The organism is Duganella sp. AC917 (assembly GCF_979258245.1).
The window spans coordinates 6,568,172-6,592,171 of sequence record NZ_OZ409848.1 but is presented as its reverse complement, the minus strand read 5'-3'; the positions used below and the strand labels follow the sequence as shown (position 1 = coordinate 6,592,171).

The window sequence follows — 24,000 nt, the reverse complement described above, 5'->3', positions numbered from 1 at the left end:
CTCTCCGCTGCCGACAGCGGCGGAAGTCCGTGCCGTCACAACGTCACCACCAGCTTGCGCGCCGACACGCCGCGACGTTGCCGCACCATGGCTTCCGGGATAGATTGCAGGCCGTGCCCGACAACCTCGGGCGGCGGCATCGCCGCATATGTTTTGCGGGACAGCGCCTCCGGCAAGAATGCGCCGTAGATCATTTCCCCCACTTCGTTGTCGACGAGCGAGCCGCCCCAGATCATCTTTGTCTCGAGCCCGGTCCGCTTTGCCAGGAGTTTCAACGCGACGCCACCGGCCACCATGTTGGCGAGGGCTGGCAGCAACTTGCGCCAACGGCCCTGCCCGGCCGTCACGTCATCAAACGACGCTGGCGCACTCGCTTGCGCGACAAAGCGCCTGCCTTCACACTGTGCGAGGATACGCATGCACGCGGCGGCAGCCCCCTTGCCGACCGTGATGGCCCCGACCACCTGGCGCCCCCGCATTGCGTCGACAAGCTCCGCCTGAACGGACGGATGGCGATAGTCGAACACGTGTGCCGCGCCCAGCCGGCGGACGTAATCGAAGTTGGCTGGCGAGCAGGTCGTCGCGACCTCATAGCCCGCCGCGCGCGCCAGTTGGATCGCGTTGCTGCCGACGCTGGAGGAGCCGCCCCATACCAGCACGATCTCGCCCGTCGGTACGGGGTGCACGCGCGGCGGGGCGAGCGCCAGAAAGTCCTTTTGGAAAAGTCCGCACGCCGCGGTGGACAGACCCAACGGCAAAACCGCCGCATTGTCGAACGACAGGTCAGCCGGAATGGGCGAAGCCATGTGCGCGAGCAGCAGCACGACCTCCTGGAATCCGCCTTCCGCCGCCTTGTTGCGACTTTTTTCGATCCCGACCGCATGCCCAAGCACGCGGTCGCCAATGCGGAAACGGCTCACCCCCGGCCCCACCGCCACCACCTCGCCGGCCACATCCGTTCCCATGACGGCGGGATAGGCAAGGTAGCCCGTGATGACATCGCCAACCGCCTGTACGTAACGATCGAACGGATTCACGGCGAGCGCGCGGACTTTCACCGCGATCTCGCCCGCGCCCGGACTGACGTCGGGGACCGAGGCGATGGTCAATGGTGCCCGCTTGCCGGGCAGCAGGAGTGCTAGGTGGGTCTGTGGCGTCATAATCGTCTCATCGTGGAAAGTTGTTACTATATGCGTCAACAATCGGACCATCCATGCGCGATGGTCGCAATCTTTATCGCTATCGTCCAAATTTATGGATCCACTATCCGACTTTCTCATGCTGATGCGACCTTGCGACTACGGCTTTCGCGGTCTGGACGCCGGCGGCGACTGGGCGCTCGCGTTTGCAGCGGCCGACGGCGTGCTGTGCTTCGCGATCGAGACAGGCGGCTGCTGGCTCCGGCTCGCCGGCGCGGCGGCGCCGACCCGGCTGGAAGCGGGCGACGTCGTATTGCTGACCGGTGGTGGCGCCGTCCAGCTGTATTCCGCTGAGACGGCGGAATTGCTCGATGCCCAGGCGTTCCTGTCCCGGGTGCCGCCGGGCGAAGTGGCCACGCTCAATGGCGGTGGGGAGTGCCGAGGCATCGGCGGCTACTTCGGCCTGCAGGGAACGGACGGCCGGGGCCTGCTTGCCGCTGTCCCTCCGGTCGTGCACGTCCATTCCGCGACCAGCAAGTCAGCCCTCTACATCGGCGTGCAGCGGCTGATGGGCGAGCTGCGGGATCCGCGCCCGGGCAGTGAATTGATCGCCAGTCATCTCGCGCAGGCGCTGCTGGTCGAGGCATTGCGCGCGCACCTGGAGAATGCGACCGCCAGCCAGGGGTGGCTCGCCGCGCTTTCGGTGCCTACCTTGCGCCGCGCGCTGACGGCGATGCATGCCGACGTCGCCCGTCGCTGGACCTTGCAGGATTTGGCCGCCGTGGCCGGCATGTCGAGATCGAGCTTTGCCGCGCGCTTCGAGCAGGTCACGGGGCAGACGCCAATCGCTTATCTCACCCGTTGGCGCATGTTCCTCGCTGCCGACCGGCTGGCCATGTCCGGCCGCTCCCTGGCCGACGTGGCGGCGTCGGTCGGCTATGAGTCCGAAAGCGCGTTCGGTTCCGCATTCAAGCGCGTGATGAATTTCTCGCCACGCCAATACCGCACAAGATCGTCGACCCGATAAGGCGGCACGGTCGCGGGGTGCCGCCACCGGCGCGCCGCCTCGGGCACTTCCGCCTTCGCGGCCCGAACTACCTGATCGCCGCTACCAGGCCCGGTACACCTGCCCCGTTTGCGCGCCGTCGACGCTGCGCGCATACGCCAGCGCGGCGCGCTTGCCGGCGATCGGCTCGAAGCCGATGAACAAAGGCCCGAACACCGGCATCGACTCCTCCAGCACCGTCGGGCTGACGACGTTGATGCGCAGCCCGCGCGGCAGCTCGATCGCCGCGCCGCGCACGAAACCGACCACCGCCGCATTGGCCGTGCTGGCCGCCGTCGCGCCGCGTATCGGATGATCGGTATCGACGCCGCTGGTCAGCGTGATCGAACCGCCGTCGTTCAGATAATCCCGCGCCACCAGCGCCACGTTCACCTGCCCCATCAACTTGCTGTTCAGGCCCAGGTGGAAATGCTCCGGCGTGAGTTCGTCGAACGGCCCGACGTGCAGCGCGCCGGCGGCCACCACCACCGCGTCGACCTTGCCGGCTTGCGCGAACATCGCCCGCACCTGGGCGATGTCCGCGATATCGGCCCGATACTGGCCGCTGCGCGTGCCGACGCCGACGATCTCATGGCGCCGTCCCAGCTGCTCGACAACGGCGCAACCGATGGTGCCTGTCGCACCGATCACGATCACTTTCATGGCGTCCCTTTCACCAAGCGCGATAGACTTGGCCGGTCTGAGCGCCGTCGACGCTGCGCGCGTAAGACAGCGCTACGCGCTTGCCCGCCGCCGGCTCGAAGCCGATGAAGAACGGACCGTAGCTGTCCATCGATTCCTCCAGCACCGTGGGACTGACGGCGTTGATGCGCAGGCCGCGCGGCAGTTCGACGGCGGCGGCGCGCACAAAGCCTTCCACCGCCGCGTTGACCATCGTCGCGCTGGCGCCGTTGCGGATCGGCTGCTCGGCCACGATGCCGCTGGTGAGCGTGATAGAACCGCCGTCGTTCAGATACTCGCGCGCCACCAGCGCCACGTTTACCTGCCCCATCAACTTGCTGTTCAGGCCCACGTGGAACTGCTCCGGCGTGAAGTCGGCAAGCGGGCCGAAATGCAGCGAGCCGGCGGCCACCACCACCGCATCGACCTTGCCGATTTGTTCGAACGCAGCGCGCACCTGGGCGATGTCGGTGAAGTCTGCCCGATACTGGCCGCTCCCCGCGCCCACCGTCACGATCTCATGGCGCTTGCCCAATTCCTCCACGACCGATTTACCCACCGTGCCCGAGGCACCGATAACGACGACTTTCATGATCCCACTCCTTGTCTGGTTAAGTACAACCAGTATCGCGGCAATCCTGTTGTGAATAAATGGGCTAAGATTAAGTTCATTACAAACTTTGGGTTAGCAATCATGGACAAGCTGCGCAGCATGGAAATTTTTGTCGCCGTGGTCGACGCGGGCAATTTCACGGCCGCCGCCGACAACTTCAAGATCTCGCCTGTCATGGTTGGCAAGCACATCGCCCAGCTGGAAGGGACGCTTGGCGCGCGCCTGCTCACCCGCACCACGCGCCGCCAGAGCCTGACCGAAATCGGCGCGCAGTATGTGGAGCGATGCCGGGCGATCCTGGCGCAGATCGCCGCCGCCGAAACCGGCGCCGAGGCGATGCGCAGCGTGCCGCGTGGGCGGCTCAAGATCACGGCCCCGGTTTCCTTCGGCACCGAATGGATCGCGCCGGCGATGACGGACTACCTGCGCCAGCATCCCGAGGTGAGTCTGGATCTGAGTCTGAGCGACCGCACGGTCGATCTGGTGGAGGAAGGATTCGACGCCGCCATCCGCATCGGCCGGCTGGAGGATTCGACGATGGTGGCGCGGCCGCTGTTCGACTATGCGATGGCGATTTGCGCCAGCCCGGCGTATCTGGAAAAGCACGGAACGCCGCAAACGCCGGACGATCTGGCGCGGCACGAATGCCTGGATTTTATGGCGTGGTCGCTGAGCATGCGCTGGCGCCTGCAGGGGCAAACCGGCAACCGCAACATCGAGGCCAGCCGATTTCGCGCCAACAACGGCCAGGCGTTGCGCATGGCCGCGTTACAGGATTTTGGATTGGTCATGCAGGCGGAAGTGCTGCTGGCACAGGACATCGCGGCCGGGCGGCTGGTGCCGGTGCTTTGTGACTACATGCCGACAGCGCGCCCGATGAATCTGGTCTATCCGCGCGACCGGCAAGCCACGCCCAAGCTGACGACGTTCATCGACTTCATCGTGGAGCGATTCGGACCCGCCTGGGTGCCGGGCCTTGAAGACAAAACGCTCAGGACCAGCGGCGCACCGCCGCTGGCCTCATCGCGTAATCGTAGAACTACTGCGCGTAAAACTTAGTTGAGTAGCTTTAGTTAGCCACCGCCGCCAGTTGCGCGGACGGCTGCCAGCCGGCGCCCAACGCGCGCGCCACCGAAACGGCCGCCAGCAAACGCTGGGTATTGATCTGCACCGCCGCGCGGTCCGCAGTCAACGCGCTGCGCTGCGCATCCGTCACATCCAGATAGGTCGATACGCCACGCTCGTAACGCGCACGCGCCACCAGATAACCGCGCGCCGCCGCCACCTGCGAGGCCGATTGCGCCTCGCCCTGCAACTGCCGCTGCTGCACGTCGGACAGCGCATCTTCCACCTCGCGCAAGGCCGTCAGCAGCTTGGTCTCGTGATTGGCGATAGCCTCTTCATAGCGCGACTTGGCGATCGCCAGGTTGGCCTTGTTGCGGCCACCGTCGAAGATCGGCAGCGACAGCGCCAGCGGACCGGCGCTGAACTGGCGCGCACTCCCCTCGCCCAGCTTGCGCAGGCTCTCCGACGCCCAACCGAAGTTGCCGGTCAACGTCACCGAAGGATAAAACGCGCCTTCGGCCACGCCGATCTGCGCGTTGGCTGCACGCAGGTTCGCCACGCTACCCGCCAGGTCCGGACGCTGCGACAACAGACTGGCCGGCAGGCCGACCGGGATCGCCGGCGGCTGCGGCAGTGCCGCCGAATCCGTGTTGGCCGCCGTCAGCATCGCCGACGGCGAAGCGCCGACCAGGGTCGCCAGGCTATGTTCCAGCAGATTGCGCTGGCGCTGCACTTCCTGCAGATCGGCCTTGGCGTTGGCATACTCGATGCGCGCGCGCGATACATCCAGTTCGTTCGAGAGACCGGCGTCGAAGCGCGCCGTCACCAGCTCCTCGCTTTCGCGGCGGGTATCGAGCGCGCCTTTCAGAATCGCGATCTCGGCATCCAGCCCGCGCAGCTGCCAGTAAGTGGTCGCCAGCTGCGACGACAGCACCAGCAGCACACCGTCGCGGTCCGCCTCGGCCACCAGCGCCTGCGCGTCGGAAGCTTCCACCAGGCGGCGCACGCGGCCCAGCAGATCGAGCTCGTACGACATCGACGCGCCAACCGTGTAGTTATTGCCCTTGATCGAACGTCCACCCAGCGCCAGACCCTGCGAGGTCTCGGCCGAGGTGCGCGAGTTGGCCACCGAGGTGTTCACGCTCAGCGACGGCTGCTGGTTGGCGCGGCTCACGCCCGCCTGCTCCAGCGCCTGCACCAGACGCTCCGCGGCGGCCTTCACGCTTGGATTGTCGCGCAGCGCGGTTTGTTCCAGGCTGTTCAAGGTCTGGTCGTTAAACACCGTCCACCACTGCGCCGGGAGATGCGCCTCGCTGGCGCCGGCCTGCGGCAGATGACGGAACGACGCGTCGGCGACGTTTTTCGGCGCGCTGAAATCGCTGCCGACGGTGGCGCAGCCGCTGATGGCCAGCGTAACGGAGACAGCGAGCGTCAGGCGCTTCAAAGCTGAATTGAACATGGTGTTACCTCACAAATTAGTTAGTGTTAGCGCGCGCGGTTAGTGCGCACCGCCGCCGCCAGCGCCCGAGGGGGCTTTGACTTTATCCGAGAACCACAGCACGCCGATGCAGGCAAACAGCACCATCGCCACCAGGAAGAAGCCGTCGTTGTAGGCCATCACGAAGGACTCGCGCCGCACGATGCCGTCGACCGCCTTGAGCGCCATGTCCGACGCGGTGCTGGCGTCCATGCCCTGGCCGATGAACGATTGCGTCAGCGCCGCCAGACGGTCCTGCGTGGCCAACGCGAAGTTGGTCACCGATTCGCCGATGCGCTGCGAATGGAAATGTTCGCGCGTGGTCAGCGCCGTCGCCAGCAGGGCGATACCGATCGAGCCACCCAGGTTGCGAGTCATGTTGATCAGGCTCGATGCCGACGGCATATCCTTCGGCTGGATGCCGTTCATGGCAAAATTCGACAGCGTCAGCATCACGAAAGGCTGGCCCAGCGCGCGCACTACCTGCGACCACAGTAACTGGTCATAGCCGGTGCTGGCGTCCATATAGGCGTTCATCAGGCACGATCCGCCGAACAGCAGCAGCCCGAAACTGCACAGGATGCGGTTGTCGATCTTGGACGACAGCTTGGCCACGAACGGCATGATGAACAGCTGCGGCAGGCCTGACCACATGATCACTTCACCGATCTGCATCGGCGAGTAGCCGGCGATCTGGCCCAGGTACAGCGGCAGCAGGAACGACGAACCGTACAAACCCATGCCCATCGCCATCGACAGTGCGGTGGCGGCGGCGAAATTGCGCCGGCCGTACAGCCCGAGGTTGACGAATGGCTGCGGGCGCAGCGTGCTGTTGACCACCCAGCCAAGCAGGCCGACGATCGACATCGCCGCGAAGGTGATGATGAACGGCGAATCGAACCAGTCCTTGCTGTTGCCCTCTTCCAGGAAGATCGTCAGGCTGCCCAGGCCCACGGCCATGAAGGCGATGCCCAGCCAGTCGGCGGTGAGCAGCAGCGACGGCTGCGACTTTTGCTTTTCCAGCCCAAGTCCGATACCGCCGATCAGCAGCAGGCCTGGCACCCAGTTGATGAAGAAGATCGACGGCCAACCGTAGATCTCGCTCAGGTAACCGCCCAGGGTCGGGCCCATCGACGGCGCCAGCGTGGCGGTCAGGCCGAAGATGGCCATGCCGGTGGCGCGCTTCGACGGCGGCAGCAACGTCATCACGATGGTCATCGCCATCGGTATCAGCGCGCCGCCGGTGAAGCCCTGCAGCATGCGGAACGCGATCATGCTCTCGAGGTTCCACGCGAAGCCGCACAGCGTGGAGAACACCAGGAACAACGAGGTGGTGCCGATCATGTAATTGCGCAGCCCGAAAACGCGCGTCAGCAGGCCGGTCATCGGGATGATGATGATCTCGGCCACCAGGTAGGCGGTGGCGATCCACGAGCCCTCTTCCTGCGTGGCCGACAGCGCGCCCAGAATATCCTTGAGCGACGAGTTGGTGATCTGGATGTCGAGCACCGCCATGAAGGCGCCCATCATGCCGGCGGCGACCGCCATCCAGGTGCGGGCGGAGACCTTCTCGCTCGGCATGATCGGTGCTTGTGGAGGGGCGGCCTTACTCCCGCCGCCCGGCGTATCGATCGTGATGCTGGCCATGAAGTGGCTCCTTAGTGCGCCGCGACTTTGGACGATGCCGCGGCGTGTGCCTTGGCTTCGTTATCCTGCTTCAGCGATACTTCGGCGATCGCCGACATGCCCGGCACCAGGCGGCCGTTCATGGCCTTGACGTCTTCCGGCTTGAAGACGATCTTCACCGGCACGCGCTGGACGATCTTGGTGAAGTTACCGGTCGCGTTATCGGCCGGCAGCAGCGCGAACTGCGCGCCCGACGCCGGCGCGAAACTCTCGACGGTGCCGATCAATTCCTTGCCCGGGATCGCGTCGATGCTCACTTTGACTTCCTGGCCCTTTTGCAGCTCGGCCAACTGGGTTTCCTTGAAGTTCGCGGTCAGCCACACGTTGTCCTGCACGATGGCGGTGATCTGCTGGCCCGGTTGCAGGCGCTGGCCCACCTCGATGGTGCGCTTGCCGATACGGCCGCCGACGGGTGCCAGGATCTGGTTATACGCCAGCTGCTGCTGCGCGTCCTTGAGCTGCACGCGCAGCACGTTCACCTGCGCCTTGAGCACATCGCGCGCCGAACGGGCGGCTTCGATCTGCGCCTTGGCGGCCGAGGCGCTGTCCTTGCGCGCGGCCAGGTCGGCCACCGCGCTGGCGCGGCCGGCGACGGCGGTATCCAGTTCCGCTTTCGAGACGGCCTTCATCTGGCTGTTATACAGCTGGCCGTAACGCTCGGCGTCCTGGTTGGCGCGCACCAACTGCGCCTGCGACTGCGCCACCTGCGCGGCCGAGGCGCTGGCCTGGGCCTGGGTCTGGGCGATCTGCGCCTCGGACTGCACCACCTGCTGCTCGGCGCTGGCGATCTGCGCCTGGATCTGCTCCACTTTCACGCGCTGGTCGAACGGATCGAGTTCGGCGATCACGTCGCCTTCGCGCACGATCTGGTTATCGTCGATCAGCACTTTGGTGACGACGCCGGAAATGCGCGACGACACCGGCGTGACGTGACCGGCCACGTAGGCGTTTTCCGTCTCGACGAAATAATGACTGCGGTACCACATGCGTCCACCCGCTGCCAGCGCGGCGATGGCGATCAGCCCGGCGATGACCAGCACCTTGCGGTTCGGCTTGGCCGGGCCGGCTGGCGCCGCGGCAGTGGCACCTGGAGCGCCGGGGGCCTGTGCGGGTGGCACGGCGCTCAGCACTTTTTGTTGTTCTTGTGGATTGGACATTTGTTGCTCCGCGAAAATGAAATGGAATAGGGTCATTATTCGCCTGTTCAAATCCAAAGTCAAGAAATGAAACGATTGCATTTCATTTTTGTTTGGACTAGCATGACGGCATTCGTTATCATTGGTCGCCATGAAAATTTCCGATTTACATCTGACCGAGCCAGAGGAGCTGAACTGCCCCGAAGAGGCCGTCACCGACCCCGCCTCGCCCTGCTTTGGCAAGGCGGCCGGACGCCCGCGCGAGGCCGACAAGAAGGCGCGCCACCTGGCGCTGCTGCACACGGCCAAGCATCTATTCCTGGAAAAAGGTTATAGCAAGGTCAGTCTTGAAATGATCGCCCGCGAAGCCCATGTGGCGGTCAGGACGATCTACGTCAAGTTCGGCGGCAAAGCCGGGCTGCTCAGCGCCATCATCAGCGAAGGCCGGGCGCACTTTTTTGCCGATATGGCCAGCATGGAAACGGATACGCGTCCGCTGGAGGAGATCCTCGGCGATTTCGCGATGCGGTTCCTGGAGTTGGTGTCGCTGCCCTCGTTCGTCAGCCTGCACCGCATGGTGGTGGCCGAAGCGCTGAGCACGCCGGAGTTGGCGGATACCTTTTTTCAGGCCGGCCCACGGCAATCGCGCGAACAACTGGCGCGCCTGTTCGTGCGGCCGGAGATACGCGCGCGGCTGCGGCCGGAATTGGGATTGGAAACGCTGGCCGTGCACCTGACCAACTGCCTGCTCGGCGACCACATGACGCGCCTGTTGTACCCCAACCAGGCGCCGCCGACCACCGAAGAGCTGCGCCAGCGCGCGAAGGAAGGGCTAGATCTGTTCCTGCGCAGCGTGCTACGTTAGACGCTGTGCAACTTTGCCGTTTGTTCTATACTTGATTTTTAAATTGGAGCGCACATGAGCAAATTGAATAGACTGGACTGGAGCAAACAAGTAACGCTCATGAATGAGCGCATCAAGAATTTCCAGGCCAATCCTGGGCAAGAGCAGCTGGAAGCGGTGATCCACGAACTGAAGGCCTACGCCGAAGCCGCGCGCACGGGCGGCATCGAAATCCCCACCCGCTTCACGGTCAACTAAGCCACGGGCAGCGCGAAATGTCCGCGCACATACGCGACAATTCGGCGCTCGCCGCCACTTCCTATTTACGCGACATCGCCACCAGCGCGTCCAGCACCTGCAAGGTGGCCTGGTTCAGCTGCTGGCGCGGGATCTGACCCGGATTGCTGCTATCGACCATGGTCGGATTGGTCAGGTAGCGGCCATTGACGATCAACGTTGGCGTACTGTTGACCTCATACGTGGCGGCCACGCGGCCGGCGTTCTTCAAGCGCGTGATGATCGCGAACGAGTTATACACGGCCAAAAACTTCTGCTTGTCGATGCCGTTCTTGACGGCCCAATTGATATTGTCGTCGTCGCTCTTCAGACGCTGGCGCTCCACGTGCCAGGTGCTCAGCACTTTGGCGTGCATCGACTCTTCCAGCTTCATCGCTTCCAGGGTCAGGAACAGATGCGCCTCCGGATCGTTGGCGCCCGTCAGCGGCAGGTGGATGCGGCGGAACACGATATTGTCGCCCTGCTTCTTGACCCAATCCAGCATGGCCGGCTCCAGCGCGTAGCACGCCGGGCAGTGGTACATGAAGAACTCGATGACCTCGACTTTTTTACCTTCGGCCTGCACCGGCTGCGGCGCCTTCAGGGTCGTGTACTCGGCGCCGTTTTTCGGCGCGGTTGGCGAGGCAAAGGCGGCGCCGGCCATCAGGGCGGCGGCGGCAACAACGAATTTCAAGCGAAACATGGTTATCCTTTAAAAAAATCTGCAATGGGAATATACCAGCTTCCCGCGCCGCGCGGCGACCGTGGCCGCCCAAAACCGCCGTCGGCTACAATTGCTAACAACTGATACCGATCGCGCCACCAGGAACCCCGATGAAAATGACACCGCTCGCCTTTGCCGCATTGACCTTGTCGTTGAGCTTTTGGGGCGCCGCACACGCCGCAGCGCTCTCCCCCGCCGAACAGAAAATCGTCGCCGAAGTCAAAGCCAACGCGCCGCAAGGGCTGCAACTGCTGGAGCGCTCGGTCAACATCAACAGCGGCACAATGAACCACGAAGGCGTGCGCGAAGTGGGCAAGCTGTTTCGCGAACAGTTCGACCAATTGGGCTTTGCCACGCGCTGGATCGACATGCCGGCGTCCGTGCGGCGCGCGGGCCATCTCGTCGCCACCCGCGAGGGCAAGCGCGGCAAGCGCCTGCTGCTGATCGGCCATCTCGACACGGTGTTCGAAAAAAACAGCCCGGTGCAGCTGTGGAAGCGCGACGGTGACCGCGTGCGCGGCCAGGGCGTCAACGACATGAAGGGCGGTGACGTCGTCATCATCGAAGCGCTGCGGGCGTTGCACAAGGTCGGCGCGCTGGACGACACCACCATCACCGTCATGTTCACCGGCGACGAGGAGGACGCGGGCGAGCCGATCGACGTCTCGCGCGCGGACATGGTCGCCGCCGCCAAACGCAGCGACATCGCGCTCGCCTTCGAAGGCACGGTGCGCGACAAAAACGGCAAGGACACCGGCACCATCGGCCGCCGCGCGTCGTCGTCGTGGGACCTGGAGGTCAAGGGCAAGCAAGGCCACACCAGCGGCATCTTCAGCGAGAGCGCCGGCTACGGCGCGGTGTACGAGGCGGCGCGCATCCTCGACGGCTTCCGCCAGCAGGTGATCGAACCGGATCTGACCTTCAGCCCGGGCCTGATATTGGGTGGCACCGACATCGACGTCGATGCCGTCGGCGACAAGGGGCAGGCCGCCGGCAAGACCAACGTGATTTCCCGCGTCGCCACCGTCAAGGGCGACCTGCGCTACCTAAGCTACGAACAGCGCGACCGCGCGCGCGCCAAGATGCGCGCGATCGTGGACCAGAACCTGCCGGGCACCAGCGCCAGCATCGAGTTCCACGACGCCTACCCGCCGATGGCGCCGACCGCCGGCAACATCGCCATCCTCAAAACGTACTCGCAGGCCAGCAGCGACGCGGGCCTCGGCGAGATCCCCGCCCTGCCACCGGGCCAGCGCGGTGCCGGCGACATCCAGTTCATCGCGCCGATCATCGACAGCCTCGATGGCCTGGGCGTGACCGGCAACGGCGCCCACTCGCCGAATGAAGATCTGGAGATCGCGTCGGTGGAACGCGCGACGATCCGCACCGCGATCCTTCTGTATCGGCTAACGCGGTAACTGGTCTTCTCACTCACGTGGGCGGATTACGGATGCCCCGGCCGCGCCTCGAGCCCGGCGATGTCCTTCATCAGCGCGATCAGGCGCTTGGCGCCAAGTCCCAACGGCCGGTCGTTGAGCCACACCACGTCCACCCACAACCGCAACTGGTTGCTCATGCTCGCGAAGTCAATCCCGATTAACGCCCCATCGTCCAACAACGGCGCGACCAATCGCTTCGGCAAAAACGCCCACCCCAGGCCGGCCTGCACCATGCCCAAGGTGGCGAGATGACTATCGGTGCGCCACAGCTTGCGCGACACCAGCACCCGCATATCCTCCTCATGCGCCTCGCGACTGACGATGGCGATCTGTCGAATGTCGACCAGGTCCTCCAGCCGAAAATGCCCATTACGCTCGCGCGCCAGCGGGTGGCGCGGCGAGATCACCGACACCAGTACCTCGCTGCCCAGCTCCTGAAAGCTCTCGTGTTCATCGACCTGCGGACGCTCGTACAGCAGCGCCAATTGCGCCGAACCGGCATGCAGCATGCGGCGCGCATCGGCCTGCGGCGCCGATAACACCTCCACCTCAAGCGAGGGGAATTCGTTGGCCAGCCGCGCCAGCGGATCGCTCCACGCCGCCGACAGCAGCTCGGGCGCGATGACCAGCGTCAGTCGCTGCTCCAGGCCTTGATGCAGCGACAGCGCGTGCGCTTGGAGACGGCGCAGCTGTCCGGCCACCTGTCGTGCCTCCGCTTCCAGCGCACGCGCCGTGGCCGTGGGCAGCGCGTGACGGGAACCGCGTTCGAACAGATCGAGCCCCAGCTCCGCCTCAAGCTGCGCAACGGCCATGCTGACGGCCGACGGCACCCGGCCGAGCGCGCGCGCAGCGGCGGAAAAAGAGCCGTGATCGATCACGGCGAGGAACAGATGAACGTTATCGCTGGAAAATGTCATCTTCCCATGCTGTCAGAAAAACTGATAGCTGTCGACTTTTTCAATCAGAAACGCTCAAGTAACATGCGGGCCAACAGTTCTAGAGGAAATATCATGCAAGGTTTAAAACGAAAAGTTGTCTATGTCTCGTTGTTCGAGTTATTCGCCGTGGCGCTGACCAGCAGTTTTTTGATGCTGCTGGCGGGGCACGACGCGACCCATTCCGGCGTGGCCGCCATCGCCTCGTCCACCGTCGCGGTGATATGGAACTTCATCTATAACGGCTTGTTCGAAGCGTGGGAAGCACGTCAGGCGACGCGCGGGCGCAGCGTCGCGCGCCGGGTCGCGCATGCCGTCGGTTTCGAGGGCGGACTGGTGGTGATACTGGTGCCGTTGTTCGCGTGGTGGCTCGAGATCACGCTGTGGGAAGCCCTGGTGCTCGACGTGGGCCTGGTGGTGTTCTTCATGATCTACACCTTCCTGTTCAGCCTGGCGTTCGACCGCGTGTTCGGTCTGCCCGCGTCGGCACAGCCGGCCGGCTGAGCAAAGATTTTCCAGATTCACTATTCATTGCGAAATTGCAATCTGTTTTTCTCCGTCTGGCACATCATGAACAGACAGGCAGGACTGGCTGCCACCTCAATTAGGAGAGAAACATGCAAGACGCAAACGACCTGCTTTTGTTAAGCCTCGCCAATCTGATCATCGTGGTCATCCTCTTGTTCAGAACCGATGCACAGCTGAAGAAAATCATCAGTATCGAGGCGTTTCTTGCCAAGATTTTAGGCAAGGCCCCAAAAAACTCTAACGCGGCGGACGATATTCCGCCCCCGGTGCTGAAGCAAGTAAAAGCCGGCAAAATAAACAAAGCCGCAGTCGAGTATCGAAAGTTCTACGACGTTTCCTTCAATGAAGCGCTAGCAGCGGTTCGGCGGTTGCACTACACAATTCAGCGCCGTACCACTACGGGTGAAGCATCGTCAAAAGCGTCCCCGCCGCCACGCCCAAGCTGACCGTCAAAGCGTAAGCGATCAGCGCCACAACCGCCCCGCCCTTGCTACCCAAAGGCGTGCCGGTGGCGCTGCGCGCGCGCGAGGCTAAAAACCACGCGCCAAGCGCAACCTGGACGACCAGGCCGAAAGCCACCAGCAGCACCAGCGGCACCGCATTACCCAACAAGCGGTTCAGCAGCGTGCCAAGCCCCAGCAACATCAACAAGATCAAACTGAAAATGCAGGCGTCGCGCCAGCTCAGAAGCGCGCGTTTGTATAAAAAGGCCGCCAGCTTGACGAGGCTCGTGTAGAGCGCGACCGACAGCAGCAGCGGAACGATGGAAGGGAACGAAGACATGTGGAACCTGACAATAAAAAAACCGGGAACGAATCCCGGTTTTGTGATGATGCGATAACTTAGCGCTTGCGCGGCGGTGGCAGGTCGGTGCAGACGCCTTCGTACACTTCGGCGGCCATGCCGATCGACTCGCCCAGGGTCGGGTGAGGATGGATCGTCTTGCCGATGTCGGTGCCGTCGCAACCCATCTCGATCGCCAGGGCGATCTCGCCGATCATGTCGCCGGCGTGCGTGCCGACCATGGTGCCGCCGATGATGCGGTGCGTTTCAGCGTCGAACAGCAGCTTGGTGAAGCCTTCTGCGCGGCCGTTGGCCACGGCGCGGCCACTGGCGGCCCAAGGGAAGTGGCCCTTCTCGACCTTGATGCCCTTGGCTTTCGCTTCGTCCTCGGTGATGCCGGCCCATGCCACTTCCGGATCGGTGTAGGCCACCGATGGAATGACCTTCACATCGAAGTGCGACTTCTGGCCGGCTGCGGCTTCCGCCGCGACGTGGCCTTCGTGCACCGCCTTGTGCGCCAGCATAGGCTGGCCCACCAGGTCGCCGATGGCGAAGATGTTCGGCACGTTGGTGCGCATTTGGCTGTCGACCGGAATGAAGCCACGGTCGCTGACAACCACGCCCGCTTTGTCGGCGGCGATCTTCTTGCCGTTCGGGCTGCGGCCGACGGCGACCAGCACCAGATCGTAGATCTGCGGCGCTGGCGCGGTGGCGCCGGCTTCGGCGGCTTCGAAGGTGACTTTGATCCCTTCCGGCAGCGCTTCAACACCGACCGTTTTGGTCTTGGTCATGATGTTGTCGAAGCGCTTCTCGTTGAACTTCTGCCAGACCTTGACCGCGTCGCGGTCGGCGCCCTGCATCAAGCCGTCCATCATTTCGACGACGTCGATGCGCGCGCCGAAAGTCGAGTACACGGTGGCCATTTCCAGGCCGATGATGCCGCCGCCGATAACCAGCATGCGTTTCGGGATCTGACGCAGTTCCAGCGCGCCGGTCGAATCGACGATGCGCGGATCTTCCGGCACGAAAGGCAGCTTCACGACCGCCGAACCGGCGGCGATGATGGCCTGCTTGAACTGCACGACCTTTTTGCTGCCGTCGGCGGCGGTCACTTCGATGTGGTTGGCGCTCAGGAACTGGCCGACACCGGTGACGATTTGCGTCTTGCGGGCCTTGGCCATGCCGGCCAGACCGCCGGTCATGTTCTTGATGACGCCTTCCTTGTACGCGCGTACCTGGTCGATGTCGATAGTCGGCTTGGCGAAGGTAACGCCGGTGTTGGACATGTGTGCGGTTTCGTCGATCACGGATGCCACGTGCAGCAACGCCTTCGACGGAATGCAACCGACGTTCAGGCACACGCCGCCCAGCGTTTCGTAACGCTCGACGATAACCGTGTTCAGGCCCAAGTCGGCGGCGCGGAACGCGGCGGAGTAACCGCCAGGACCACCACCCAGAACCATCATGTCGCAGTCGATGTCCACCTGGCCGGAATAGCTGCTACCGGCTGGCGCGGAGATCGGGGCGGCGGCTGCCGGCGCCGGCGCAGCGGCGGCAGGTGCCGGGGCCGCTGCGGCAGCAGGTACGTCAGCGGCAGGCGCCGGAGCCGCAGCGGCCGCACCAGCGGCCTCCTCGACCACCAGCAGCAGCACGCCTTCCTTGACCTTGTCGCCAACCTTGACTTTGACTTCCTTCACCACACCTGCGTGCGACGAAGGGACTTCCATGCTCGCCTTGTCCGATTCGACGGTCACCAGCGACTGATCGACCTTGATCGTGTCGCCAACCTTGACCATCACCTCGATCACTTCAACTTCTGCGAAGTCGCCGATGTTCGGCACTTTCACTTCTGTGGTCATAGTCGCTCCTTACAGCAGAATTTTGCGCATGTCGCCGAGCACTTCGCTCAGGTACACGGAGAAGCGAGCACCCATCGCGCCGTCGACCACGCGGTGGTCGTAGGACAGCGAGGTACCCATCATCAGGCGGGGCTGGAAGGCCTTGCCGTCCCACACCGGCTTGATCGACGCCTTGGACAGGCCAAGGATCGCCACTTCCGGCGCGTTGACGATAGGCGTGAAGTGCGTGCCGCCGATGCCGCCCAGCGACGAGATGGTGAAGCTGGCGCCTTGCATATCGGTCGGTTTCAGCTTGCCTTCGCGCGCTTGCAGCGACAGGTCGGTCATTTCCTTGGCGATCTGCGAAACCGACTTCTGGTCTGCGTTCTTGATCACCGGGACCACCAGGCCGTTCGGCGTATCGGCAGCGAAGCCGATGTTGTAGTACTGCTTGAGGATCAGGTTTTCACCCTTCTCGTCGAGCGAAGCGTTAAACGACGGGAACTTCTTCAACGCGGCGACCGAAGCCTTGATGACGAAGGCCAGCATGGTCAGCTTGGCCGCGTCCTTGTTCTTGGCGTTGGCGTTGTTGGTCTCGACGCGGAATGCTTCCAGATCGGTGATGTCGGCATCGTCGAACTGCGTGACGTGCGGGATCTGCACCCAGTTGCGGTGCAGGTTCGGACCACTGATCTTCTTGATGCGCGACAGCGGCAGCAGTTCGGTCGGACCGAATTTGCTGAAGTCCAGCGACGGCCATGGCAGCACGCTGAAGTTACCGCCACCACCGACGCCGGAACCACCGCTGGCGGCGCCCGAAGGAGCAGCCACGGTACCGGCGATCACGCCCTTGACGTAGTTCTGGACGTCGATCTGGGTGATGCGGCCTTTAGGACCGGAGCCCGGCACCTTGATCAGGTCGACACCGAGTTCGCGGGCGAACTTGCGGATCGACGGCGACGCGTGCGCCAGCTTGCCGGTTTGGACCGAGCCTTGCGACGCGGCCGGCGCAGCGGCTGCGGCAGCCGGAGCGGCCGTAGGCGCAGCCGAAGCTGCGGCAGGTGCAGGTGCAGCCGCGGCAGGAGCCGGCGCAGCCGCTGGAGCGGCAGCGCCACCGGTGGCTTCAACCACCAGCACGATCGAACCCATGGCGACCTTGTCGCCGACCTTGATCTTCACTTCCTTCACCACACCTGCGTGCGACGAAGGGATTTCCATGCTGGCCTTGTCCGATTCGACCGTCAGCAGCGACTGATCGACCTTGATCGTATCGCCGACTTTGACCATCACTTCGATGACTTCCACTTCCTTGAAGTCGCCGATGTCCGGCACTTTGACTTCAACCGGGCCGGCCGAAGCGGCTGGCGCGGCTGGCGCGGCAACGGCAGCGGTAGCGGCAGCCGCCGCCGGATCGGCGACAGCGGCAGACGCCGGTGCGCCGGGCGCGGGAGCGGTTTGACTATCGCCAGCGCTGGCACCAGCACCAGCACCATCGGCCTCCAGCAACAGCAGCAGCGAACCCATTGCCACCTTGTCGCCGACCTTGACTTTGATTTCCTTGACCACGCCAGCGGCGGAGGAAGGAATCTCCATGCTGGCCTTATCCGATTCAACGGTGATCAGCGACTGATCGACCTTGATCGTGTCGCCGACCTTGATCATCAGTTCAATGATTTCAACTTCCTTGAAATCGCCGATATCCGGGACTTTAACTTCCACAATGCTCATAGCGTTTGCTCCGTATTCTATTTATTGGGTCACCGGATTTGGCTTGTTCGGATTCAGGCCGTACTTGACGACTGCTTCCTCAACCACTTTGACGTCGATCTTGCCTTCTTCGGCCAGCGATTTCAGCGCGGCGACCGTGATGTAGTAACGGTTTACCTCGAAGAATTCACGCAGCGCGGCGCGGGTGTCCGAACGGCCGAAACCATCGGTGCCCAGCACGCGGTAGGTGCGGTCCTTCGGAATGAAGGCGCGGATCTGTTCAGCAAAGGCGCGCATGTAGTCGGTCGTCGCAACGATAGGACCGGAGGTATCCTTCAGCAGCTGGGTCACGTAAGGAACACGGGCTTCCTTGGTCGGGTTGACCAGGTTCCAGCGCTCGGCGTCCTGGCCGTCGCGGGCCACCAGGGTCAGCGAAGGAGCGGACCACACGTCGGCGGCGATGTTCCAGTCGTTCTTCAGCAGTTCTGCCGCGAAGATCGACTCACGCAGGATGGTGCCGGAGCCGATCAGTTGTACGCGCTGCTTGGCGTCTTTGTCGCCTTCCTGCAGCAGGTACATACCTTTCAGGATGCCCTGTTCCTGGCCTGGCTTGATGCCCGGGTGCGGGTAGTTCTCGTTCATGATGGTGATGTAGTAGAACACGTCTTCCTGCTCTTCCACCATGCGGCGCATACCGTCCTGGATGATCACGGCGACTTCGTGGCCGAAGGTCGGATCGTACGGCATGCAGTTCGGGACGGCCGCCGCGAACAGGTGGCTATGGCCGTCTTCGTGCTGCAAGCCTTCGCCGTTCAGCGTCGTACGGCCGGCGGTGCCGCCCATCAGGAAGCCGCGCGAACGCATGTCGGCCGCTGCCCATACCAGATCGCCGATACGCTGCATACCGAACATCGAGTAGTAGGTGTAGAACGGGATCATCACGCGGTTGTTGGTCGAGTACGACGTCGCCGCGGCGATCCACGAGCTCATACCACCGGCTTCGTTGATACCCTCTTGCAGGATCTGGCCGGCCTTGTCTTCGCGGTAGTACATGACCTGGTCTTTGTCGACCGGCTCGTACAACTGGCCTTGCTGGTTGAAGATACCGACTTGACGGAACAGGCCTTCCATACCGAAGGTGCGCGACTCGTCGACCAGGATCGGCACGATGCGCGAACCAACGCTCGGGTCCTTCAGCAGCGTGGTCAGGATACGCACGAAGGTCTGGGTGCTCGACACTTCACGGCCTTCGGCGGTCGCATCCAGCACGTTCTGGAACGCGCTCAGTGGCGGCACGGTCAGTTTTTCGTCGGCTTGCTGGCGGCGGGCCGGCAGGTAGCCGCCCAGCGCGGCGCGGCGCTCGTGCAGGTACTTGATTTCCGGTGCGTCGTCGGCAGGCTTGTAGAACGGGATGTCGGCCAGCTTGTCGTCCGGGATAGGGATCGAGTAGCGGTCGCGCATTTCGCGCACGGCTTCGTCGGTCAGCTTCTTGGTGTTGTGCGCGGTGTTGCGCGCTTCGCCGTGCTTGCCCATGCCGAAGCCCTTGATGGTTTTCACCAGCAGGACGGTCGGCTGACCTTTGTGCTCTTGCGCGACCTTGAAGGCGGCGTAGATCTTGTGCGGATCGTGGCCGCCACGGGTCAGGCGCCAGATGTCGTCGTCAGTCATGTTGGCGACCATCTCCAGCAGCTTTGGATGCTTGCCGAAGAAGTGCTTGCGCACGTAGGCGCCGTCTTTGGCTTTGTAGTTCTGGTATTCGCCGTCCAGCGTTTCCATCATCACTTTGCGCAGGATGCCTTCTTTATCCTGCTGCAGCAGCGCGTCCCAACCCGGGCCCCAGATGACTTTGACGACGTTCCAGCCGGCGCCGCGGAAGTCCGCTTCCAGCTCTTGAATGATCTTGCCGTTGCCGCGCACCGGGCCGTCCAGACGCTGCAGGTTGCAGTTGACGACGATGACCAGGTTGTCCAGCTTCTCGCGTGCGGCCATGCCGATCGCGCCCAGCGATTCCGGCTCGTCCATCTCGCCGTCGCCGCAGAAGGCCCAGACCTTGCGGTCGGTGGTGTCGGCGATCGAGCGCGCGTGCAGGTACTTCAGGAAGCGCGCCTGGTAGATCGCCATCAACGGGCCCAGGCCCATCGACACGGTCGGGAACTGCCAGAAGTCCGGCATCAGTTTCGGGTGCGGATACGACGACAGACCCTTGCCGTCGACTTCGCGACGGTAATGGGTCAGTTGTTCTTCGGTCAGGCGGCCTTCCAGGAACGCGCGGGCGTAGACGCCTGGCGACGAGTGGCCCTGGATGTACAACAGGTCGCCGCCGTGGCTTTCGCTCGGCGCTTTCCAGAAGTGGTTGAAGCCGATGCCCAGCATGTTGGCCAGCGAGGCGAACGAGGACAGGTGGCCACCGAGGTCGCCGTCGACGCGGTTGGCCTTGACGACCATCGCCATGGCGTTCCAGCGCATCCACGAGCGCAGCTTTTCTTCGTATTCCAGATTGCCCGGGCAATGGACTTCCATGCTGGTCGGGATGGTGTTGACGTAGGCGGTGTTGGCCGAGAACGGGATGTCCGAGCCGCTTTGGCGGGCCAGGTCGATCAGGCGTTCCATCAGGTAATGAGCACGTTCAGGCCCCTCTTGTTCCAGCACCGCGGCCAGAGCATCCAACCATTCTTTGGTTTCTTGCGAATCAGGGTCGGTGTTTGCCGTTACCTGGTCAAGTTGAGCTGACATGTATTAAGTCTCCTGAGTTGAGTGCCCGTTTTATACCGTTCTGGGCCGTTGGAACGCTGTCTTTAATGAATTATTTACTATTACTTCAATGACGTGTGGGGATTCTAACAGTGATTTTTTGCTTTTTCAAACTATGATACGACATTTCGTATTGTGAAATTGCCCTATGAAAATCTTGTGCGGCGCAGCATGGCAAACCGGCTGGAAAGACGGCGCGGCGCGGCCTGGCGCTTTATAATCCTGCTTTCTCCTCCAACCTGGTTAAATCATGCCTGCTCAACTGATCGACGGAATCGCCCTCTCCCAAAAACTGCGCGCGGAAATTGCTGCACGTGCTGCCGCCCTCACCGCCAAAGGCAAGCAACCCGGCCTGGCCGTGATCCTGGTCGGCGACGACCCGGCCAGCCACGTCTACGTGCGCAACAAGGTCAAGGGTTGCGAGGACGCCGGTTTCTACTCGTTGAAGGAGCAGTACCCCGCCGACCTGAGCGAAGCCGCCCTGCTCGAGCGCATCGCCGCCCTGAACGCCGATCCGGCCATCCACGGCATCCTGGTGCAAATGCCGCTGCCTAAACACATCAACCCGCACAAGGTCATCGAGGCGATCTCGACCGCCAAGGACGTCGACGGCTACTCGGTGCTCAGCGCCGGCGAGCTGTTGACGGGCCTGGAAGGCTTCCGCCCGTGCACCCCGTACGGCTGCATGAAGCTGATCGAAAGCACCGGCGTCGACCTGCGCGGCAAGCACGCGGTCGTCATCGGCCGCAGCAACACCGTCGGCAAGCCGATGGGCCTGCTGCTCTTGCAAGCCAACGCCACCGTCACCATCTGCCATAGTGCAACCCCGGATCTGGGCCTGTACACGCGCCAGGCCGACGTGGTGGTGGCCGCCGTCGGCCGCCGCAACACGCTGACCGCCGACATGGTCAAGCCGGGCGCGATCGTCATCGACGTCGGCATGAACCGCGACGACGCCGGCAAACTATGCGGCGACGTGGATTTTGCCGGTGTTAAGGAAGTGGCGTCGCACATCACGCCGGTGCCGGGTGGCGTCGGTCCGATGACGATCACGATGCTGTTGATGAACACGGTAGAGGCGGCGGAACGCAGCTAACCATCGAACGTAAACACCTTATTGGAAGCTGACATGACCACAGACGCACAGAACCCCCTTCTCGATTTTTCCGGCCTGGCGCAATTCGACGCGATCAAGCCCGAGCATGTCACCCCGGCCATCGACGACCTGCTGGCCAAAAGCCGCGCCGTCGTCGAGCAGTTGCAAACGCCATCGGAGCAAGTGACGTGGGAAAACTTCGTCACGCCGCTGGAGAACGCCACCGAACTGCTGGGGCGCGCCTGGGGCATCGTCAGCCATCTGAACAACGTCGTCGACACGCCCGAGCTGCGCGCGGCCTTCAACGAGAACCAGCCCAAGGTCACCGAGTTCTGGACCGCGCTGGCGCAAAACGAAGCGCTGTTCGACAAATACAAGGCGCTGCGCGCGTCGCCCGAGTTCGCCACCTTGTCGCCGGCGCGCAAGCGCATCGTCGACAACGCCATCCGCGATTTCCGCATGGGCGGCGCCGAACTGCCGGCCGACAAGAAGGAACGCTTTGCCGCGATCCAGGAAGAGCACGCGTCGGTGTCGACCCGCTTCTCGGAAAACGTGCTTGACGCCACCAACGATTACAAGCTGCTGGTGACCGACGAGGCCGATCTCGCCGGCCTGCCGGACGACGTCAAGTCGGCCGCGCGCGCCGCCGCCGAAAAGGACGGCAAGCAAGGCTACCAGTTCTCGCTGCACTTCCCGTCCTACTACCCGATCCTGCAATTCGCCCACAAGCGGGAACTGCGCGAGACCGTCTACCGCGCCAACGCCACCAAGGCGTCCGAGCAGGGCGACGTGTTCAGCAAAAAGGACGAGTGGGACAATACGCAAAACATCGTCACCCTGCTCAAGCTGCGCGACGAGGAAGCCAAGCTGCTCGGCTACAACAACTTCGCCGAAGTGTCGCTGGTGCCGAAGATGGCCAAGTCGCCCGACGAGGTCGTCAACTTCCTGGAAGACCTGGCCAAGCGCGCGCGTCCGTTCGCCGAGAAGGATCTGGAAGAGCTGCGCCAGTTCGCGAAGGCCGAATTGGGCATCGACGAATTGAAGGCCTGGGATATTCCTTACGCCTCCGAGAAATTGCAGGAGCAGCGTTACGCGTTCTCCGCCCAGGAAGTGAAACAGTATTTCCCTGAGCACAAAGTGGTCGACGGCCTGTTCCGTCTGATCCAGAACCTGTTCACGGTCGAGATCAAGCCGGACAGCGCGCCGGTGTGGCACAAGGACGTGCGTTTCTTCCGCATCGAACGCGACGGCAAGCTGATCGGCCAGTTCTATCTGGACCTGTACGCGCGCGCCGGCAAGAGCGGCGGCGCCTGGATGGACGACGCCCGTGGCCGCCGCGCCGACAAGCACACCGTGCAAACGCCGATCGCCTACCTGACCTGCAACTTCACCGAACCCGCCGTAGTCGACGGCAAGGTACAGCCATCGCTGTTCACGCACGACGAAGTGATCACGCTGTTCCACGAATTCGGCCACGGCCTGCACCACATGCTGACCGCCGTCGACGAGCTGGGCGTGTCGGGCATCTCGGGCGTCGAGTGGGACGCGGTCGAATTGCCGTCGCAGTTCATGGAAAACTTCTGCTGGGAATGGGAAGTGCTGGAGCACATGACGGCCCACGCCGTCACCGGCGAACCGTTGCCGCGCGCGTTGTACGACAAGATGCTGGCAGCGAAGAATTTCCAGTCCGGTTTGCAGACCTTGCGCCAGGTCGAGTTCTCGCTGCTGGACATGCACCTGCACTACGACTATGACGCCAGCACCGGCAAGACCGTGCAGCAACTGATCGACGAAGTGCGCGCCAAGTTCGCACTGATCATCCCGCCGGCGTTCAACCGCTTCCAGAATTCCTTCGGGCACATCTTCGCCGGTGGTTACGCGGCCGGCTACTACAGCTACAAGTGGGCCGAGGTGCTGTCCGCCGACGCCTACGCCGCGTTCGAGGAAGCCAAGGCGCTGGGACCGACGGCCACGACGGAAACGGGCAAGCGCTATCTACAGGAAATCCTGTCGGTCGGCGGCTCGCGTCCGGCGCTTGAATCGTTCACCGCCTTCCGCGGCCGGGAGCCGAGCATCGATGCGCTGCTGCGTCACAGCGGTATGGCTGCCTGAACAAACGTCGCGGGTTGATATACGTCGTTGATATACCGCCGCGCGCATCGCAAGCCGATGTCGCGCGGCTTTTTACGCCGCCTGAAGGCCGTCGATAGCAACATCGATGCCAGCGGCAAAAACGG

The 24,000-nt window shown here is 63.2% G+C and carries 21 protein-coding genes; 9 read left to right on the top strand and 12 right to left on the bottom strand.

Annotated features, from left to right (window positions below; genetic code table 11):
• Positions 1 to 35: 35 nt before the first annotated feature.
• Complete coding sequence (locus tag ACZ0BA_RS28780; protein WP_463454548.1) at positions 36 to 1,160, bottom strand: zinc-binding alcohol dehydrogenase family protein; 1,125 nt, start codon at positions 1,158 to 1,160, stop codon at positions 36 to 38.
• 94 nt (positions 1,161 to 1,254) lie between these two features.
• Here ACZ0BA_RS28780 and ACZ0BA_RS28775 point away from each other — a divergent pair, with 94 nt between their 5' ends.
• Positions 1,255 to 2,166: an AraC family transcriptional regulator gene (locus ACZ0BA_RS28775; RefSeq protein WP_463454547.1), complete on the top strand. Its 912-nt coding sequence runs from the start codon at positions 1,255 to 1,257 to the stop codon at positions 2,164 to 2,166.
• Between the two features lie 81 nt (positions 2,167 to 2,247).
• On the opposite strand, the gene ACZ0BA_RS28770 is transcribed toward ACZ0BA_RS28775, so the two are convergent.
• Both ACZ0BA_RS28770 and ACZ0BA_RS28765 read right to left on the bottom strand, forming a co-directional pair.
• The gene (locus ACZ0BA_RS28770) at positions 2,248 to 2,847 is read right to left on the bottom strand and encodes a short chain dehydrogenase (RefSeq protein ID WP_463454546.1); all 600 of its coding nucleotides are present in this window, start codon (positions 2,845 to 2,847) and stop codon (positions 2,248 to 2,250) included.
• 10 nt (positions 2,848 to 2,857) lie between these two features.
• Positions 2,858 to 3,457: a short chain dehydrogenase gene (locus tag ACZ0BA_RS28765; RefSeq protein WP_463454545.1), complete on the bottom strand. Its 600-nt coding sequence runs from the start codon at positions 3,455 to 3,457 to the stop codon at positions 2,858 to 2,860.
• Between the two features lie 102 nt (positions 3,458 to 3,559).
• Between ACZ0BA_RS28765 and ACZ0BA_RS28760 the strand changes: the two genes are divergently transcribed.
• On the top strand, positions 3,560 to 4,537 hold the full coding sequence (locus ACZ0BA_RS28760) for a LysR family transcriptional regulator (protein ID WP_463454544.1): 978 nt from the start codon (positions 3,560 to 3,562) through the stop codon (positions 4,535 to 4,537).
• 10 nt (positions 4,538 to 4,547) lie between these two features.
• Here ACZ0BA_RS28760 and ACZ0BA_RS28755 read toward each other — a convergent pair whose 3' ends face one another.
• The 3 genes from ACZ0BA_RS28755 to ACZ0BA_RS28745 are packed head-to-tail and all read right to left on the bottom strand — an operon-like array spanning position 4,548 to position 8,863.
• A complete protein-coding gene (locus ACZ0BA_RS28755; protein ID WP_463454543.1) occupies positions 4,548 to 6,002 on the bottom strand; it encodes an efflux transporter outer membrane subunit in 1,455 nt (484 codons plus the stop codon).
• Between the two features lie 39 nt (positions 6,003 to 6,041).
• Entirely contained in the window at positions 6,042 to 7,667 is a 1,626-nt protein-coding gene (locus ACZ0BA_RS28750) for a DHA2 family efflux MFS transporter permease subunit (RefSeq protein WP_463454542.1), read from the bottom strand.
• An 11-nt stretch (positions 7,668 to 7,678) separates the two neighbouring features.
• The gene (locus ACZ0BA_RS28745) at positions 7,679 to 8,863 is read right to left on the bottom strand and encodes an HlyD family secretion protein (protein ID WP_463454540.1); all 1,185 of its coding nucleotides are present in this window, start codon (positions 8,861 to 8,863) and stop codon (positions 7,679 to 7,681) included.
• A gap of 130 nt (positions 8,864 to 8,993) precedes the next feature.
• Here ACZ0BA_RS28745 and ACZ0BA_RS28740 point away from each other — a divergent pair, with 130 nt between their 5' ends.
• Together ACZ0BA_RS28740 and ACZ0BA_RS28735 are read left to right on the top strand one after the other, a co-directional pair.
• A complete protein-coding gene (locus tag ACZ0BA_RS28740; protein ID WP_463454538.1) occupies positions 8,994 to 9,707 on the top strand; it encodes a TetR/AcrR family transcriptional regulator in 714 nt (237 codons plus the stop codon).
• Positions 9,708 to 9,761: 54 nt separating this feature from the next.
• On the top strand, positions 9,762 to 9,944 hold the full coding sequence (locus ACZ0BA_RS28735) for a hypothetical protein (RefSeq protein WP_463454537.1): 183 nt from the start codon (positions 9,762 to 9,764) through the stop codon (positions 9,942 to 9,944).
• 61 nt (positions 9,945 to 10,005) lie between these two features.
• Here the strand turns inward: ACZ0BA_RS28735 and ACZ0BA_RS28730 are convergent, their stop codons facing one another.
• Entirely contained in the window at positions 10,006 to 10,665 is a 660-nt protein-coding gene (locus ACZ0BA_RS28730) for a thiol:disulfide interchange protein DsbA/DsbL (RefSeq protein WP_463454536.1), read from the bottom strand.
• Between the two features lie 131 nt (positions 10,666 to 10,796).
• On the opposite strand from ACZ0BA_RS28730, the gene ACZ0BA_RS28725 reads away from it, so the two are divergent.
• Positions 10,797 to 12,104 (top strand): M20/M25/M40 family metallo-hydrolase, encoded by a 1,308-nt coding sequence (locus ACZ0BA_RS28725; protein WP_463454535.1) that lies wholly within the window; start codon positions 10,797 to 10,799, stop codon positions 12,102 to 12,104.
• Positions 12,105 to 12,130: 26 nt separating this feature from the next.
• On the opposite strand, the gene ACZ0BA_RS28720 is transcribed toward ACZ0BA_RS28725, so the two are convergent.
• Positions 12,131 to 13,042 carry a LysR family transcriptional regulator gene (locus ACZ0BA_RS28720; RefSeq protein ID WP_463454534.1) on the bottom strand — a complete coding sequence of 304 codons (912 nt, stop codon included), beginning with the start codon at positions 13,040 to 13,042 and terminating at the stop codon, positions 12,131 to 12,133.
• Between the two features lie 93 nt (positions 13,043 to 13,135).
• Here ACZ0BA_RS28720 and ACZ0BA_RS28715 point away from each other — a divergent pair, with 93 nt between their 5' ends.
• Both ACZ0BA_RS28715 and ACZ0BA_RS28710 read left to right on the top strand, forming a co-directional pair.
• Positions 13,136 to 13,564, top strand: a complete 429-nt coding sequence (locus ACZ0BA_RS28715) for a PACE efflux transporter (protein ID WP_463454533.1) — start codon at positions 13,136 to 13,138, stop codon at positions 13,562 to 13,564.
• Positions 13,565 to 13,677: 113 nt separating this feature from the next.
• Positions 13,678 to 14,034 carry a hypothetical protein gene (locus ACZ0BA_RS28710; RefSeq protein WP_463454532.1) on the top strand — a complete coding sequence of 119 codons (357 nt, stop codon included), beginning with the start codon at positions 13,678 to 13,680 and terminating at the stop codon, positions 14,032 to 14,034.
• Here the strand turns inward: ACZ0BA_RS28710 and ACZ0BA_RS28705 are convergent.
• Genes ACZ0BA_RS28705 through aceE form a run of 4 tightly spaced genes read right to left on the bottom strand, consistent with a single transcriptional unit; the run spans position 13,985 to position 20,649 of the window.
• Positions 13,985 to 14,371 (bottom strand): hypothetical protein, encoded by a 387-nt coding sequence (locus tag ACZ0BA_RS28705; RefSeq protein WP_463454531.1) that lies wholly within the window; start codon positions 14,369 to 14,371, stop codon positions 13,985 to 13,987. The two genes, ACZ0BA_RS28710 and ACZ0BA_RS28705, sit on opposite strands and share 50 nt — an antisense overlap.
• A 59-nt stretch (positions 14,372 to 14,430) precedes the next feature.
• Entirely contained in the window at positions 14,431 to 16,230 is a 1,800-nt protein-coding gene (gene lpdA, locus ACZ0BA_RS28700; protein ID WP_463454530.1) for a dihydrolipoyl dehydrogenase, read from the bottom strand.
• Positions 16,231 to 16,239: 9 nt separating this feature from the next.
• A complete protein-coding gene (gene aceF / locus ACZ0BA_RS28695; protein ID WP_463454529.1) occupies positions 16,240 to 17,937 on the bottom strand; it encodes a dihydrolipoyllysine-residue acetyltransferase in 1,698 nt (565 codons plus the stop codon).
• 21 nt (positions 17,938 to 17,958) lie between these two features.
• Positions 17,959 to 20,649, bottom strand: coding sequence for a pyruvate dehydrogenase (acetyl-transferring), homodimeric type (gene aceE, locus ACZ0BA_RS28690; protein ID WP_463454528.1), 2,691 nt, complete (start codon positions 20,647 to 20,649; stop codon positions 17,959 to 17,961).
• A gap of 268 nt (positions 20,650 to 20,917) precedes the next feature.
• Between aceE and folD the strand changes: the two genes are divergently transcribed.
• Both folD and ACZ0BA_RS28680 read left to right on the top strand, forming a co-directional pair.
• The gene (gene folD / locus ACZ0BA_RS28685; protein ID WP_463454527.1) at positions 20,918 to 21,763 is read left to right on the top strand and encodes a bifunctional methylenetetrahydrofolate dehydrogenase/methenyltetrahydrofolate cyclohydrolase FolD; all 846 of its coding nucleotides are present in this window, start codon (positions 20,918 to 20,920) and stop codon (positions 21,761 to 21,763) included.
• Between the two features lie 33 nt (positions 21,764 to 21,796).
• The gene (locus ACZ0BA_RS28680; protein WP_463454526.1) at positions 21,797 to 23,875 is read left to right on the top strand and encodes a M3 family metallopeptidase; all 2,079 of its coding nucleotides are present in this window, start codon (positions 21,797 to 21,799) and stop codon (positions 23,873 to 23,875) included.
• The last annotated feature ends 125 nt before the right edge of the window (positions 23,876 to 24,000 follow it).